The 15,548-nt window shown below is 64.6% G+C and carries 15 protein-coding genes; 12 read left to right on the top strand and 3 right to left on the bottom strand.

Going from position 1 to position 15,548, the window contains the following annotated elements:
• Positions 1-133 precede the first annotated feature (133 nt).
• Complete coding sequence (locus H281_RS0127210; RefSeq protein WP_020070303.1) at positions 134-1,693, top strand: carbohydrate porin; 1,560 nt, start codon at positions 134-136, stop codon at positions 1,691-1,693.
• A 45-nt stretch (positions 1,694-1,738) separates the two neighbouring features.
• Here H281_RS0127210 and H281_RS0127205 read toward each other — a convergent pair whose 3' ends face one another.
• Positions 1,739-2,626: a LysR substrate-binding domain-containing protein gene (locus tag H281_RS0127205; protein ID WP_020070302.1), complete on the bottom strand. Its 888-nt coding sequence runs from the start codon at positions 2,624-2,626 to the stop codon at positions 1,739-1,741.
• Positions 2,627-2,728: 102 nt separating this feature from the next.
• On the opposite strand from H281_RS0127205, the gene H281_RS0127200 reads away from it, so the two are divergent.
• On the top strand, positions 2,729-3,661 hold the full coding sequence (locus H281_RS0127200) for a DMT family transporter (protein ID WP_020070301.1): 933 nt from the start codon (positions 2,729-2,731) through the stop codon (positions 3,659-3,661).
• 72 nt (positions 3,662-3,733) lie between these two features.
• Here the strand turns inward: H281_RS0127200 and H281_RS0127195 are convergent, their stop codons facing one another.
• On the bottom strand, positions 3,734-5,032 hold the full coding sequence (locus tag H281_RS0127195) for an MFS transporter (protein WP_020070300.1): 1,299 nt from the start codon (positions 5,030-5,032) through the stop codon (positions 3,734-3,736).
• A gap of 169 nt (positions 5,033-5,201) precedes the next feature.
• Here H281_RS0127195 and H281_RS0127190 point away from each other — a divergent pair, with 169 nt between their 5' ends.
• Genes H281_RS0127190 through mdcH form a run of 8 tightly spaced genes read left to right on the top strand, consistent with a single transcriptional unit; the run spans position 5,202 to position 12,262 of the window.
• Complete coding sequence (locus H281_RS0127190; protein WP_020070299.1) at positions 5,202-5,975, top strand: GntR family transcriptional regulator; 774 nt, start codon at positions 5,202-5,204, stop codon at positions 5,973-5,975.
• Positions 5,976-5,983: 8 nt separating this feature from the next.
• Positions 5,984-7,645, top strand: coding sequence for a malonate decarboxylase subunit alpha (mdcA, locus tag H281_RS0127185; protein ID WP_020070298.1), 1,662 nt, complete (start codon positions 5,984-5,986; stop codon positions 7,643-7,645).
• Positions 7,645-8,607, top strand: coding sequence for a triphosphoribosyl-dephospho-CoA synthase (locus H281_RS0127180; protein ID WP_020070297.1), 963 nt, complete (start codon positions 7,645-7,647; stop codon positions 8,605-8,607). The genes mdcA and H281_RS0127180 overlap by 1 nt, the downstream gene beginning before the upstream one ends.
• A gap of 5 nt (positions 8,608-8,612) precedes the next feature.
• Complete coding sequence (locus H281_RS0127175) at positions 8,613-8,927, top strand: malonate decarboxylase subunit delta (protein WP_020070296.1); 315 nt, start codon at positions 8,613-8,615, stop codon at positions 8,925-8,927.
• Positions 8,924-9,811 (top strand): biotin-independent malonate decarboxylase subunit beta, encoded by an 888-nt coding sequence (locus H281_RS0127170; RefSeq protein ID WP_020070295.1) that lies wholly within the window; start codon positions 8,924-8,926, stop codon positions 9,809-9,811. Before H281_RS0127175 ends, H281_RS0127170 begins: the two co-directional genes overlap by 4 nt.
• Entirely contained in the window at positions 9,808-10,623 is an 816-nt protein-coding gene (mdcE, locus tag H281_RS0127165) for a biotin-independent malonate decarboxylase subunit gamma (protein WP_020070294.1), read from the top strand. The genes H281_RS0127170 and mdcE overlap by 4 nt, the downstream gene beginning before the upstream one ends.
• On the top strand, positions 10,623-11,330 hold the full coding sequence (locus tag H281_RS0127160; RefSeq protein WP_027804986.1) for a malonate decarboxylase holo-ACP synthase: 708 nt from the start codon (positions 10,623-10,625) through the stop codon (positions 11,328-11,330). Before mdcE ends, H281_RS0127160 begins: the two co-directional genes overlap by 1 nt.
• Complete coding sequence (mdcH, locus tag H281_RS0127155; protein WP_020070292.1) at positions 11,330-12,262, top strand: malonate decarboxylase subunit epsilon; 933 nt, start codon at positions 11,330-11,332, stop codon at positions 12,260-12,262. Before H281_RS0127160 ends, mdcH begins: the two co-directional genes overlap by 1 nt.
• A 12-nt stretch (positions 12,263-12,274) precedes the next feature.
• On the opposite strand, the gene H281_RS0127150 is transcribed toward mdcH, so the two are convergent.
• Positions 12,275-13,216, bottom strand: coding sequence for a LysR family transcriptional regulator (locus tag H281_RS0127150; protein ID WP_020070291.1), 942 nt, complete (start codon positions 13,214-13,216; stop codon positions 12,275-12,277).
• 178 nt (positions 13,217-13,394) lie between these two features.
• Here H281_RS0127150 and H281_RS0127145 point away from each other — a divergent pair, with 178 nt between their 5' ends.
• Together H281_RS0127145 and H281_RS0127140 are read left to right on the top strand one after the other, a co-directional pair.
• The gene (locus H281_RS0127145; RefSeq protein WP_020070290.1) at positions 13,395-14,174 is read left to right on the top strand and encodes a putative hydro-lyase; all 780 of its coding nucleotides are present in this window, start codon (positions 13,395-13,397) and stop codon (positions 14,172-14,174) included.
• Positions 14,175-14,240: 66 nt separating this feature from the next.
• Positions 14,241-15,542, top strand: a complete 1,302-nt coding sequence (locus H281_RS0127140) for an MFS transporter (protein WP_020070289.1) — start codon at positions 14,241-14,243, stop codon at positions 15,540-15,542.
• Positions 15,543-15,548: the final 6 nt, after the last annotated feature.

Here is a 15,548-nt window from a genome sequence, read left to right as displayed (position 1 = left end):
ACCGGTACATGCCTCGGTACGATCACGCCCATTGTCCGGTTCGCGCGAACCGATGCCGGCCTGCGTCCGGTTAAATAGCTGTTTAACGCCGCGGCGCACGAAAGCAGTCGATAACAACATTAAAGGCATTTTGATGAAGCTCGCCCGATCCATTCGCCCCGTTGCATCCTTGCCTGTCCGCTTCGAGTTGCTGTCATCTGGCAGCAAGGCGGCCGGGCGCAGCCGCACGCGTTCGATTCGCCGCATCGCGTGGTGCACGGCGTTCGCTTGGGCTTGCACTTCGGGTGCGGCAATGGCGCAAGGCGATGCCAACGCAGGCGCAAATGCCGATGCCGCGCGCGATGCAAGCAAAACAAACGAAGCAGCAGGCGCGGATACGGGCAAAGCCGCGGCCAGCGAGACCGGCTTCTGGAGCCGCGACCAGATGTTCGGCGACATGGGCGGCTTGCGCCCGTGGCTCGGCAAATATGGCGTGAGCTTCGCGCTCACTGAAACCAGCGAACTGCTTGGCAACCTGCGCGGCGGCCTCGCGCGCGGCGCCGCGTACGACGGCGTGACTACCGCGACTGTCCAACTGGATACTGACAAGGCGTTCGGGTTGCCGGGCGGCCAGTTCAACGTGAGCGCATTGCAGATTCACGGCGGCAACTTCAGCGGTGACAAACTCGGCACGCTGAATACGGCAAGCGGCATTGAAGCCGAAAACAGCACGCGCCTGTGGGAGCTGTGGTATCAGCAGTCGTTCCTGAACAAACGGATCGACGTGAAGGTCGGTCAGCAAAGTATCGACCAGGAGTTCATCTCCAGCACGTACTCCGCGCTTTTCATCAACACGATGTTCGGCTGGCCCGCGCTGCCCACTTACGACATGCCGTCGGGCGGGCCGGCGTATCCGCTGTCGGCGCTCGGCGTGCGCGTGCGCGGACAGATCACGCCTTCGTTGACGGCGCTCGCCGGTGTGTTCGACGGCGATCCGCTCGGCAACAATCCGAACAACCGCAGCGGGACTAATTTCAACTTGCATAACGGCACGCTGTTCATCGGCGAGTTGCAGTATGCGATCAATCAGCCAGCGGACAGCGACACGCCACCTGCGGCGAGCACCGGAGGAGGCGGACTGCCGGGCACCTACAAGATCGGTGTCTGGTACAACAACGGCCATTTCGCGGACCCACGCTACGACAGCAACGGTGTGTCGCTCGCAAGTCCCGCGTCAACGGGCGTCGCGGCGAACCATCGCGGCGACTACAGCTTCTATGCGGTGGCCGATCAGATGATCTGGCGGCCCAACCCGGGCGAAGCGCGCAGCCTCGGCGTGTTTGCTCGCGTGATGGGCGCACCGGGTGACCGCAATCTGGTGAGCGTCGCGGCTAACCTTGGCGTCGTGCTCAAAGCGCCGTTCGCCGGCCGCGACAATGACAGCGCGGGTCTGGCGCTCACGTACATCAAGATCGGCAACCACGCACACGGGATCGATCAGGATAACCTGGCATTCAGCGGCGGCCCGTACGGTGTACGAACGAGTGAAACCGCGCTCGAAGCGACCTACCAGTACCAGATCGCCCCGTGGTGGATGCTTCAGGCCGACGCGCAATACACCTTCAATGCGGGCGCCGGTCAGAATCCGAACGATCCGACGAAGCCGCTGCGCAACACGTTCGTCGTCGGCCTGCGCACGAACATCGCGTTCTGATACGCATCGCGCTGCGACCGGACGCGTGAAGTCGGCTGCAACCGTTCACTGCGCGGCCGCCGCCCCGCGCGGCTGGTTGCGTAACGACAGATCCTGAACCATCTGCGCGGCCAGATAATCGCAGGTCGGCCGATCTGACTTCACGCTGCGCGCGACCACGATTTCCAGCGGCTCTATCTTCGGCAAGCCCTGTGCTTCGCCGAGAACAGCGAGGCGCGGCGGCACACTGCAACGCGTGAGCGCCACCACCGATAAACCCGCGTCCACCGTTGCGACGAGACCCATCAGGCTCGCGCTGCTGAATGCCGCGCGATAGCGAATCCGCGCGCCGTCGAGCGCGGCCAGCGTATGCTGCCGCGCCACGCAGCCGGGCTCGTACAGCCCGACGGGCAACGGCGACGCCGCCAGTACCGGCGTATCGACGCTAGCCCCTACCCACACCATCGGCTCACTGCGAACGAATTCGCCGCGCAATTTGCGGTCGCGCGTGACAAAGGCGAGATCGATCTTGTTGTCGGCCAGCATCGGCGCGAGCGACGTGCTTTGAGCGCAGACGATTTCGATCTCCACGTGCGGGTAGAGATTCGAAAATCGCCGCAACACCGGCGACAACAGCGACGACACGTAATCGTCCGGCGCGCCGAGCACCACGCGTCCGGTAACTTCGGGCCGAACGATCGCCGACCACGCTTCCTCGTGCAATGCCAGCACGCGCCTCGCATATTCGAGCAGCGTATTGCCGGGCCGCGTGAGCGACAGGTTGCGCGTGTTGCGCGCGAACAGCGTGGTGCCGAGCATGGCTTCGAGCCGCTTGATCTGCATGCTGACTGCGGCCTGCGAGCGGTGAACGGTTGCCGACGCTTTCGTGAAACTGCCCGTATCCACGACTGCGACGAAAGTGCGCAGCAGATCGGCGTCGAATTCGGGGTGCATGATTTATCAATCCCGCTTATGGAATTTCTCAATTTAATTCGTTTGTGATGGCCGCGCAACCCGCGCAATACTTGGCTGCATCACTTCACGGAGACGATCGGCATGACCCTCACCCAACGTCAACAGGGCGCCATCACGTTGGCCGGCGGAGGGCTGCTGATGGGCACGCTCGGCGTCTTTGTCGAGGAAGCGCGGCTCGGTGCGCTGACCCTGGTGTTCTTCCGTTGCCTGTTCGGATTCCTCTCGCTGGCCGCGTACTGCGCGTGGAAGGGCTTCTTCACGCGCGCACATTTCAAACGGCGTACGGTCGTACTCGCGCTGATCTCCGGCGTACTGATGGTCACGCAATGGGTCGGTTTTTTCGATGCGATCCATCGCACCAGCATCGCGGTCGCGACCGTGGTGTTCCACGTGCAGCCGTTCTGGGTCGTGCTGATCGGCGCCGCGCTTTTCAACGAACGGCTAGGCGCGGATCGGCTTGGCTGGATCGCGACCGCCTTTGTCGGACTCGTGCTCGCGTCGGGTGTCGCGGCCACGGAAAATCTGCAAGGCCATACGAGCTATCTGATCGGCATCGGCGAAGCATTGGCCGGCTCGGTGCTGTATGCGAGCGTTACGTTGATCGCCAAGGGACTCGGCGACCTGCGCCCGCACCTGCTGACACTCGCACAATGCGCGGTGGGTGTGGTGTTCCTGCCGATCATCGCGCCGCTTATTGCGCCCTTTGACGCCGTGCACATCGGGGCAATGCAGTGGTTCTGGATCGTCGGCATGGGGGTGCTGCACACGGGACTTTCATATGTGCTGATCTACGGCGCGTTGCCCAAGCTCACCACGCCGATCATCGCGGTGCTGCTGTTCGTCTATCCGCTCACCGCGATTGCCGTCGATGCGATCGTGTACGGCCGCGCGCTTTCGCTGCCGCAACTCGCGGGTATGGCGCTCATCGTGATCGCGAGTCTCGGCGTGAATCTCGGCTGGCCGCTTGTATCGTTGCTGCTCCCGCACCGGCGCGCGCGGGGTCATGCAGAGTGAGTCGCAGGTTCAGGCTTGGCGATAAATAAGTGCCGGCAAACAGCCGGCACCGCGTTGCGAAGCCCGTCAGATTTACTGCGGCAGCACTTCACCCTTCGTCTCCGGCGCGAACGGAATGACAAACAGACCGGCGACGAACACGAGCGCCGTCAGAGCAACCGGCACGCCGAGCGTGTGCATGTGAAGAACCGCCGCGCCAAGCAGAAAGTTCACGCCCGCGCCAACAAACCGTCCGAACGACGTACAGAACGCAAACGCCGTCGCACGCACGCGCGTTTCGAACTGCTCGGGCAGCCACAAGCTGAAGAGCGCAAAGTTGCCGCCGAAGAAACCCAGCACGAACAGCCAGGCGATGAACGGCGCGAGCCCATTCGGCAAATAGAAGGCCCAGCCGAAACTGCCGGTGATCGCCACCGCCATTCCCGCGAAGTAAAACGCCAGCGTCTTGCGGCGGCCGAAGCGTTCCGCGAGCGGCGGCAGTGCGAGGCATCCGAGAATCGTGCCGATGGACAGCAAGCCCGTTGCGAGCGACGCCATTTTGATTGCATCGTTCTTCGCCATGCCCGCCTTGGACGCAAGCTGGATGACCGCCGACGGCTCATATACGGCCCCCGCCCACAAACCGATAATGGCAATGGTCAACAGAATGCACGCGACCCATGTGCGCCGCCGGTAGGCCGGTCCCAGGATCTCGCGCAGCGGTTTCGCGCGTTCGGCGTGCGCCTCGGCCTTCTGCCATTTCTCGGATTCCTTAACGCGCAACAAAATCAGAATCGCGACGACGACCGGCACGGCTCCCGTCAGAAACATTGCACGCCAGCCGAAGTGCACGCCAATTGTGTAATTCAGCGCCGCGGCCAGGAAGAAGCCCGCGTAATACCCCGTTTGCAGATAGCCGGCGCCCATCTTGCGACGATCCTCCGGCCACGCTTCCGCCACGTAGGTGCCGGCGAGCGCCCATTCCCCGCCTATACCGACGCCCGCGATGAAGCGATAGATGCCCAACTCCCACACGTTGTGAGAAGTCGCGGCAAGCCCCGTAAAAATCGCGAATGTGAAGATCGTGCCGGCCAGCACCTTGGTTCGTCCAAAGCGATCGGCGAGCGGCCCCCATATGAAGGACATGCCCCAGCCGACCAGGAACAGCGCAAACAGAATAGAACCGGCCAGTCCGATGTTGGCGGGCGTCGCCGCGTAGCCGGAGCGCGGCAATAGCTCGGTCAGCGCCGGCGTGAGCACGAGCGCGTAGATGAACGAGTCCATGCCGTCGAGCGTCCAGCCGGCCCAAGCGCCCCAAAAACCCGCAATCTGCGAGCGATTCAACGGCGTGCGGCGCCGTGCGGCCGACGTGCGGTCGGTGAGTGAACTCATCGTGCTCCTCCTGCCTGCTGTTACCTGCATATGAAAGGGAAACGGCCGGACACGAGCTGTCGTGAAGCCATGGTTGCCGTGCAAGCCCGCAGCACCCTGCGGGGCCCGGAGAGAAATTCCGGGTTTGCCCGCGTTTAATTAGCGTCGTTTTGTATATAATATTTGAACTATGAACGACGCAACAGATGGTTTTCCCCTGGATGCCCCCGTGCGCGCCCCGCTTCTTCCGGCAGCCGCGCCACGGGAGAGCACGTCCCGCGTAATTGCGGAGGCGCTGCGCGAGGCAATTATCGACGGCACGCTGGCGCCCGGTGCGCCGCTGCGCCAGGACGCGCTCGCCCGGCACTTTTCGGTCAGCGCGATCCCGGTGCGGGAGGCCTTGCGCCTGCTCGAGACCGAAGGCTGGGCGAAGGTCGCGGTGCACAAGGGTGCCACTGTCGCGCCCTTGTCCGCAGATGAAGCGCGTGAGATCTACGAGATCCGCTCCGCGTTGGAGAGCCTTGCGATCGGGCTGGCAATACCCAAACACACGGCGGCCACGCTGCGCGAATGCGCGGCGCTGTGCCGCGCGGCGGAGCGCGAGCCGGACCCGTCGCTATACGTGGCGCGCAATGCCGAATTCCACATGAGCCTGTATGCGCCGGCCGCGCGTCCTCAACTCGAAGACCTGATCCGCGTGCTGCATCGGCGTGGCGAACGGTATCTGCGCCTGAAATTCGGTTTGCCTTCTTACAAGGGCGAATCCGACAATGAACACAGCGAATTGCTCGACGCCGTGCAACGGCGCGACGTGCCGGGCGCGCAAGCGCTCGTCGTTGCGCATCTGCTCGGCACGGGCGATCTGCTTCACCGTTTCCTGACCGAACGCGCGCAGGCGGAAGCCGCGCTCGCGAACCGGCCCAAGCCGCGCGGCAGACCCCCGCGCATCACCACCGGGAGCTGATTGAGCCGATGAACCCATCCGCTGAAGCGTCATCCGCCGCACGTTCATGGACCACGCGCCGCGACGAAAAGAACCGCCGCCTCGCCGTTATCGCGCCATGGCTCGAAGACGGCGTCCTGCCGCCCAACCGCATCGTCGATGCACTCGAAACGCTGATCCAGCCAGGCGACCGGGTCGCGCTCGAGGGCGACAACCAGAAGCAGGCGGATTTTCTGTCGCGCTCGCTGGCGAAGGTCGATCCGCAGAAGCTTCACGACGTGCATCTGCTCATATCGAGCATCAGCCGCCCCGAGCATCTGGCGCTGTTCGAACGCGGCATCGCGCATAAAGTGGATTTCTCGTTTGCCGGGCCGCAGAGCTTGCGCGTCGCGCAACTGCTCGAAGACGGGCAACTGGAAATCGGCGCGATCTACACGTACGTCGAACTTTACGCACGCATGTTCGTGGACCTGACGCCGCACGTCGCACTGCTTTGCGCAGAAAAAGCGGACCGTCACGGCAATCTCTACACGGGCCCGAACACCGAAGACACACCGACCATCGCGGAGGCCGCCGCGTTTCGTCACGGCATCGTGATCGTGCAGGTCAACGAGATCGTCGATGAACTGCCGCGTGTCGATATTCCAGGCTCGTGGGTCGACGTGGTCGTGCAGGCGGACCGGCCGTTCGCGGTGGAGCCGCTTTTTACGCGCGATCCACGCCATATCGGCGACCTGCAGGTGCTGACCGCGATGATGGTGATACGCGGCATCTACGAACCGTACGGCGTGAGTTCTTTGAACCACGGCATTGGCTTCGATACCGCGGCGATCGAGTTGCTGCTTCCCACGTACGGCGAGTCGCTCGGCCTGAAAGGCAAGATCTGCCGCAACTGGACGCTCAATCCGCATCCCACGATGATCCCCGCGATCGAATCGGGCTGGGTCGACAGCATCCATTGCTTCGGCAGCGAAGTCGGCATGGAGGCGTATATCGAGGCGCGTCCGGACGTATTCTTCACCGGCAACGACGGCACGCTGCGCTCCAACCGCGTGCTGTGCCAACTGGCCGGGCAATACGGTGTCGATCTCTTTATCGGCTCGACGTTGCAGATCGACGCGGACGCCAATTCATCCACGGTGACGCGCGGACGTCTCGCCGGCTTCGGCGGAGCGCCGAACATGGGCCACGATCCGCGCGGCCGCCGTCATTCGAGCGAAGCGTGGCTCAAGCTTCTGAAGGATCAGGGGCCCGTGTCGCGCGGTCAGAAACTCGTCGTGCAACTCGCGGAGACATACAAGAAAGGCGGCGAGCCGACCTTCGTCGACGAACTGGATGCCGTCGCCGTGGGCGCGAAAAACGGCATGCCGATCGCGCCGGTCATGATCTATGGCGACGACGTGAGCCATGTCGTCACCGAGGAAGGCATCGCGCATTTGCACAAGGCCGAAGGCATCGACGAACGGCGCGCCGCGATTGCCGCCGTGGCCGGCGTGACGCCGATCGGCTTGCGTGCGAAGCCTGAAAAAACCGCCGAACTGCGCCGGCGCGGCATCGTCGCGTATCCGGAAGATCTCGGCATTCGTCGCGGTGAAGCGAAGCGCTCGCTGCTGGCGGCACGCAGCATCGACGATCTGGTCACGTGGTCGGGCGGTTTGTATGCGCCGCCGGCTCGCTTCAGGAGCTGGTAATGAGAGCCGCTGCTGTCTTGTTCGAGCGCGATGAGCGTTCGCCCGCACAGGCCGCGCAAGCCGTGCAAGCCGGGCCCGCGCAGTTGCCGGCCGCTCGCGTCAGCAAGTTTTTCCAGAACCTGCTCACCGACGCGGAACTAGCCCATTACGCCGTGACAGCGTTAATCGACGAAGCCGAACTCACGCCGAAGCCCGCGCTCGTCGATCGGCGCGGCAGCGGCGCGCATCGCGACTTGGACCTTGCGATCATGCGCCGCTCGGCGCAAGCGCTCGAACCGACGTTTGACGCGCTAGCGCGCACGGCGCGCCGCCGCGGCGAACCGTCGGCGCTGTTGCGCACTGAACTCGCGCAGATCGGCCGCGCGGGCGAGCAGGACATGCTGCGCGCGACTGGCGGCAGCAACGCGCATCGCGGTGCAATCTGGATTGTCGGCCTGCTGGTCGCGGGCGCGTCGTTGCAGCAGACCGCGGGCCGCCTCGACGCATCGAACATCTGCCAACGCGCGGCGCAGATCGCCTGCTTCCCCGACCGCTTTGCCGCTGCCACCGACAGCCACGGAGAGCGCGTGCGTCAGCGCTATCAGGTCGGCGGCGCACGCCGCGAAGCGCAAGAAGGCTTTCCGCATGTGATCGGCACGGGCTTGCCCGCGTTGATCGCGGCGCGCGAGCGCGGCATCGCCGAAGACGCCGCGCGCGTCGACGCCCTGCTCTCGATCATGGCTTCGCTCGACGATACCTGCCTGCTGCATCGCGCCGGTCTCGACGGCTTGCATGCCGGACAGCGCGGCGCGCAGCGCGTGCTGCAAGCCGGTGGCAGCTCGACACGCGAAGGCCAGATCGCGCTCGCCGCACTCGAACAGCAACTGCTGTCGCTCAACGCATCGCCCGGCGGCGCAGCCGACCTGCTCGCCGCCACCCTCTTTCTCGACATGCTGGCGCATCACGACGCCAGCGGGAGCTGAGCCACATGGAACATCTGACCTTCGACTATCCGGCGCAACGCGCCGTCACGACCCGCGCGCATGTCGGCGTGGTCGGCTCGGGCGATCTGGAAGTGCTGCTCGCCCCCGTCGATAACGCCAACGCGCTGACCGCGCATGTCGTCGTGCGCACGAGCGTGGACGGCTACAGTCACATCTGGAAGAGCGTGCTCGACCGCTTCTTCACTCGCTACGACGGCGCCGCGCAAATCGAAATCAACGACTTCGGTGCGACGCCGGGCGTCGTGGCATTGCGGCTCGCCGAAGCCGTCGAGGCCGCCGAACAGGGAGACGACGCATGAGCACGCTTGCAAGCACGCATGCCGCGCCGCTGCTGCGCGACAGCTTCATCGAACTGCCCGCTCGCGAGCGCGCCCGCTCGCTGCTCGATCCGGGCACCTTTAGCGAATTGCTCGGCCCATTCGACAGGATCGAGTCGCCCTGGCTGCCGCTGCAAGGCGTCGTTTGCCAGGCGGACGACGGCTGCGTGATCGCGCGCGGCACGATCGGCGGCGAGCCCGCTGTGATCGCCGCGATCGAATCGGCGTTCCAGGGCGGCAGCATCGGCGAAGTGTCGGGCAGCAAGATCGCCGCCGCGCTCGAACTGGCGCTGCGCGATTGCGAGCGCGGCAAGATCGTGCGGCCGGTCGTGCTGTTCGAAACCGGCGGCGTGCGCCTTCAGGAAGCCAACCTGGGCCTCGCCGTGATCGCCGAAATGCAGGCGGCGATCGTTGCGCTGCGCCGTCATGTGCCGGTGGTCGGCGTGATCGCGGGCATGGTCGGCTGCTTCGGCGGCATGTCGCTCGCGGCTGCGCTGTGTTCGCACCTCGTCGTGACGAAACAGGGCCGCCTCGGTATGAACGGGCCCGAGGTGATCGAACAGGAAGCCGGCATCGAAGAGCTGGATGCAAGCGACCGGCGCCGCGTGTGGCAACTGATCGGCGGAGAACAGCGCGCGGCGACGGCGCTCGCCGATAGCCTCGTCGACGACGACGCCGAGGCCGTGCGCGCCGCCGTGCGTTCCGCGTTCGCGCTCGGCGTGCCGGCAGCGCACCGAAGCGAACAGGTCGACGTGTTCTTGCAACGGCTTGCGCGGATCGACCCGGCCAGCGTGACGCCGGAAAGCATGCGCGAGGTTTATTCGACGAAGCAAAACGCCAATCAGCCGCGCAAGGAGCAAGCATGAGCGACACCCAACTGAGCCGCGGCGCGCGCTGGTTCCACGCGCTCGCCGGCGATTCCCGCAGCGCGGCGCCGGTATGGAGCGGCGATGCGCCGCTCGGCGACGAGACCGCGCGCTTCATCACCGTCGTGCCCGATCCCGCCAACCGCTTTCCGCGCGCGACCGACAACGTGGTCGGTCTCGAACAAGGCTGGCAACTTGCACGAGCGGTCCGCGAAACAATCGCGGCGGATGCGGCGAGCAGGACGCGCCGCCCTATCGTCGCAATCGTCGATGTGAAAAGCCAGGCGTATGGCTATCGCGAGGAAATGCTCGGCATTCACCTCGCGTGCGCCGCCGCAGTCGACGCATATGCATCGGCTCGCGATGCGGGACATCCGGTTATCGCGCTGATCGTCGGACCGGCGATGTCGGGCGCATTCCTAGCACATGGCTACCAGGCCAATCGCATCGTCGCGCTCGATGCACCCGGCACGATGGTCCATGCGATGGGCAAGGAAGCCGCCGCGCGCGTCACCCGACGCACGGTGGAAGCACTCGACGCACTCGGCGAAACCATTGTGCCGATGTCGTACTCGATGGCTTCGTTTGCGAAGCTCGGACTGCTCGATCAGCTGATAGAAGGCATCGACGCGGATGCACCTGACGGCGCGCAAATCAGGCGCGTACAGCAGGTGTTGTGCGAACAGATCAGCAGCGCACGCACGGGCAGCCGCAATCTGTCGCGGCGGCTGGAATCGGCGGCCGCGCAAAAGAACCGCGCGGCGTCTATCGAAGTGCGGCGGCGGCTCGCTGAACAATGGGATGCCGCGTGATGCGTGTCTGTGCCGCGCCGCCCTTCGCCGCGCAGTCCGCTGGGCCATGCGCCGGGTCGTCTGATACACGTTGGCGGCCGCACGACTTGCTGCACTTACGGCGTCTCGCTGCGTTCGAAGGCGAACCGGCATGGGTCCGCGACGCTTTCGAGCGCGCGCCGTATGCCGTCGTGCGGCGTGCGCTCACCGCGCTGGGCGTCGTTGCAGTCGGCGTGCGCGGCGAGGAGCGCTCGCAGCGGTACGGCACGTGGGTGGCATCGGCGGAGATCGTCGAAGCAATCGCGCCCGAAGCGCTCGTTCGGAACGAGCCGCTCGCGGGGCGCGCCGCATTGCCCGCCTTTGTCGCGCTCGCCGCGTTGCAGCGGGACCCGGCCAGTGCATTGAATCGACTCGTATGGGGTCCCACCGGAAGCGCGGGTTTCGAACTGGCAACGCGGAGAAACATGGTGTCGGAATCGAGCGACCTGGATCTTTTGATTCGGACACCCGAACGACTCTCTCGCGATTGCGCCGCAGACTTGCTGGACCGGTTCGACGCGCTCTCGCGGCAAACCGGCATTCGCATCGACGCGCAGCTGGAAACGCCCGCAGGCGGTGTCGCACTCGCCGAGTGGGCCGCGGGCAAAGCACGCGTAATGGCGCGCCACGCAAGCGGTCCGCAACTGCTTGCCGATCCGTGGGCCGTCGTTCAGCGGACCGACCTCTGATGCTCGCGCTGATCTTCCCGGGACAGGGTGCGCAGACCGACGGCTTCCTGCATCGCCTGCCGCCACATCCCGCCGTGCATGCGACGCTCGACGAGGCTTCTAACGTACTCGGTATCGACGTCCTTTCGCTCGACACACCAGACGCATTGCGCTCGACCGTTGCCGTGCAGTGCGGCCTGACCGTCGCAGGGGTGGCCCTCGCCCGCGCGCTGGCCGATGAAGGGCTGACGCCCGAAATGAGCGCCGGGTTGTCGGTGGGCGCGTACCCGGCGGCGGTGAGCTGCGGCGCGCTCGCCTTTCACGATGCATTGACGATGGTTCGCCGTCGCGCCGAACTGATGGAGGCCGCGTACCCATCGGGCTACGGTCTCGCGGCAGTGTCGGGGCTGACGGAGCACCAGCTCGCAACGCTCGCCGCCCAGCATGCCGACGCGGGCGAGCCGCCCGTCTACATCGGCAATGTGAACGCGCCGCGGCAGATCGTCATGGCGGGTGCGAACGCCGCGTTGGACAGCTTCCTCGCCCGCGCGTTGGCCGCGGGGGCACGCAAGGCAACGCGCCTTGCGGTCAGCGTGCCTTCACATTGCGAATTGCTCGCGAACGCAAGCAACGAACTGTCGGCCTACGCACGTACCCTTCACTTCAACGCGCCGCAAAGCATCTACATCGGCAATCGCGGCGGGCGCCCCTTATACACGGCTGACGCGATTCGCGAAGACCTTGCGACCAACATGCGCTACACCGTGCGATGGTTCGACGCGCTCACCGTCATGCAGGAAATGGGCATGCGCGTCGCGATAGAGGCGCCGCCCGGCCAGGTGTTGACCGACATCACCCGCGAACACTATCCCGACGTCGCCGCGCTCGCGGCCAGCACGCTTCCGCTCGAACGACTGACGGCGACAGCACAGCGGCGCCTCGAAAGCAGATAGGCACGCCGCGCCTCACGGGCGCTTCTCGATCAACTGCCGCCCCATCGCTTTCGCATACCCATCGCACGCATTGCGCGCAACGCGTGCCGCTGCAAGCACGCCGACGTCGGCGTCGTCGCGGTAGTACATCGCCACGTTGATCGGCGGCGGCAGTGGACGCACCTGCAACTGCCCCAACTCTCCGCTCGTCAGATACGGCTCGACAAAAAGCGCGGGCACAGCCGCAATGCCGAAGCCGTCACGCAATAGTTTGACGATGACCGCGACCGACGGCATGCAAGTCACCTGCGTATCGGCGAGCGGTACGCCTGCTCGCGTGGCCAGCGTGTGCACGATGGTCTCCACCGCGATTTGCGGCGCCGTGCCGCGACCGAACGTGAGTACCGGTTTGCGCAGCAGCGCCCCGACGTGCTTTGCACGGCTCGCGGGAATCAGGTCGCTGCGCGCGATCCAGCGCACCGGATAACTGGCCAGCAGCGACGACACGATCGATGTCTCGCGCTCGCCCGCTTCTTCCACCTGGATCACGAGATCGAGTTCGCCCGCGCGCAGGCGAGGTCCGAGCACGGCGCTCGAATCGACAGTCAGGTCCACGACTATGCGGTGGTACTCCAGGTTCAGCATGCGAATGTAGTCGGGCAACCAGCTATGCACGACCGTCTCGATCACGCCGAGGCGCAACCGGGTCGCCAACTGCGTTTCGTCCTGTGCGGCCAGTTGCAGCGAACGCGTGGCCTGCACCACCGAGCGCGCGTGAGCAAGCAGCCGCTCGCCATTTGCGGTGAGCTTGAATTCGGGCGCATCGCGTTCGATCAATTCGACGCCGAGCTCCGACTCCAGCGTCTTGATACGCAGTGAAATCGCGGCGGGCGTTGCGTGCATCGCCGCCGCCGTCGCACGAAAACTGCCGAGCCTGGCGAGCGTCAGGAATGTTTCGACGAAGCGGGTATTCATTGCATGTGGTCTCGCAATCGAGCGGATGAACAGGCGGCATGATTGCCGTAAAGCGGCACTTCCGGCGTTAAGTTTAATTTAACGGAACGGAAGAAAAACTCGCTGGATGGATATTTTTGACGTTACTACTCTGGAACGCATCAGAAGATCAGTCCGTTAAATCCGAAGCGAGCCGTTCATGTCCTACACGCCATCCGAATTTCGTCAGCAGATACGCAGCGGCCGTCTGTCGGGCCCCACTGCAGGCGTTTGCGGCGACTACGCGCAAGCCAATCTCGCCATTCTTCCGCAGCAATACGCCGCCGATTTTCTGCGTTTCTGCACGCTCAATCCAAAGGCGTGCCCATTGCTGGGGATCGGCGAGACGGGCCAGTGGCGCGTGCCGTCGCTCGGCGCCGACCTCGATATTCGTAACGACGTTCCTGCGTTTTATGTGTATCGCCACGGCGAGCGCGCCGAAGAAGTGCACAGCCTCAACGAACTCTGGCGCGACGACCTGGTGGTGTTCGCAATCGGCTGCTCGTTTTCATTCGAAGAAATGCTGCGCCGCGAAGGCATTGGTCTGCGTCATATCGAACAGCAGGTCAATGTACCGATGTATCGCACCCGCGAACGCAATGTGCCCGCAGGCGTGTTCGGCGGCAACCGCGTCGTCTCGATGCGCCCACTGAAAGCCGCCGACGCAATCCGCGCGATTCAGATCACGAGCCGCTTTCCCGCCGTGCATGGCGCGCCCGTGCATATCGGCGACCCGTCGCTGATCGGAATTCGCGATCTGAGCCGGCCCGATTTCGGAGATGCAGTCGAAGTACGCAGCGACGAACTGCCGGTGTTCTGGGCATGCGGCGTCACACCTCAAGCCGCCATAGAGAGCGCGCGCCTGCCGTTCGCGATCGCGCACAAACCGGGACACATGCTCGTCACCGACATTCCCAACGCCTTGCTCGCCGTCATCTAGCGCGGCGCCATTTCATCCGCAAGCCGCGCGCTAGACGCGGCCCATCATGACGACCGGAGTTCAAGCATGGAAACCAAAGCGCAGTTGACCGCGGACGCCGAGCGCTACGACGACTCCGTCGCGGCGAAAGGCCCATTTGCGTGGTATCGGCAGATCTCCGCTGCCGAGAAGCGCGCGTTCTGGAGTTGCAAGATCGGCTACGTGCTCGATGCAATGGATACTCAATTCCTGAGCTTCGTGATTCCGACGCTGATCGCGACGTGGGGCATCACGCGCGGCGATGCGGGACTGATCGGCACGGTCACGCTGCTGAGTTCGGCGGTCGGCGGCTGGGCGGCGGGCGTGCTGTCCGATCGCATCGGCCGCGTGAAGACCTTGCAGATCACGATTCTGTGGTTCGCGATTTTTACGCTGGCCTGCGCGCTTGCGCAGAACTTCTCGCAACTGCTGTGGGCGCGCGGATTGATGGGGCTGGGTTTCGGCGGCGAATGGACCGCGGGCGCCGTGCTGATCGGCGAAGTGATCCGCGCGCGCGACCGCGGCAAGGCGGTGGGACTCGTGCAGGCTGGTTGGGCGATCGGCTGGGGCGTGTCGACGTTGCTCTTCATGGCCGTGTTCTCGCTCGTCCCCGCCGATTACGCGTGGCGTGTGCTGTTCGCAATCGGCATTGCGCCGGCGCCGTTCGTGATCTGGATCCGCCGCTTCGTCGAAGAGCCGGAGGTGCATCGGCGGCAAAAAGAAGCTCAGGATGCGGCTCAGGCGCGTCCTTCGATGCTCGACATTTTCCGCGGCGATATTGTCTGGACGACGCTGCGTGCATCCATTCTCGCGACCGGCGTGCAAGGCGGCTACTACGCGGTGACCACGTGGCTGCCGACGTATCTGAAAACCGAGCGGCACTTGAGCGTGATCGGCACCGGCAGCTATCTCGGAGTCGTGATCGTCGGATCATATTGCGGCTATCTGACGGGCGCCTATGTCAGCGACCGTATTGGCCGCAAGCGCGCGTTCATCGCGTTCGCTGTCGCCTCATGCGCGATTGCGTCGATTTACACGCAGCTTCCGCTGGATAATCTGTCGATGCTCGTGCTCGGTTTCCCGCTCGGATTTTGCGCATCGGGCATTTTCTCGGGCATGGGCGCGTTTTTGACCGAGTTGTTTCCGACGCGGATTCGCGGTTCGGGCCAGGGGTTCTGCTACAACTTCGGTCGAGCTATCGGCGCGACATTTCCATTCCTGATCGGCTACGTGTCGCAGACGATGACGCTTGGACACGCGATCGGCGCATTCGCGGCGGCAGCTTACGGGATTGTGATTCTCGCCGCGCTTACGCTGCCGGAAACGCGTGGCCAGGCGCTGAGGGAGTGAGGGAGT

This window comes from Paraburkholderia caledonica, from assembly GCF_000383275.1.
GTDB lineage: Bacteria > Pseudomonadota > Gammaproteobacteria > Burkholderiales > Burkholderiaceae > Paraburkholderia > Paraburkholderia caledonica.
The sequence above is the reverse complement of the archived record's forward strand: the minus strand, read 5'-3'. Positions and strand labels throughout refer to the sequence as shown.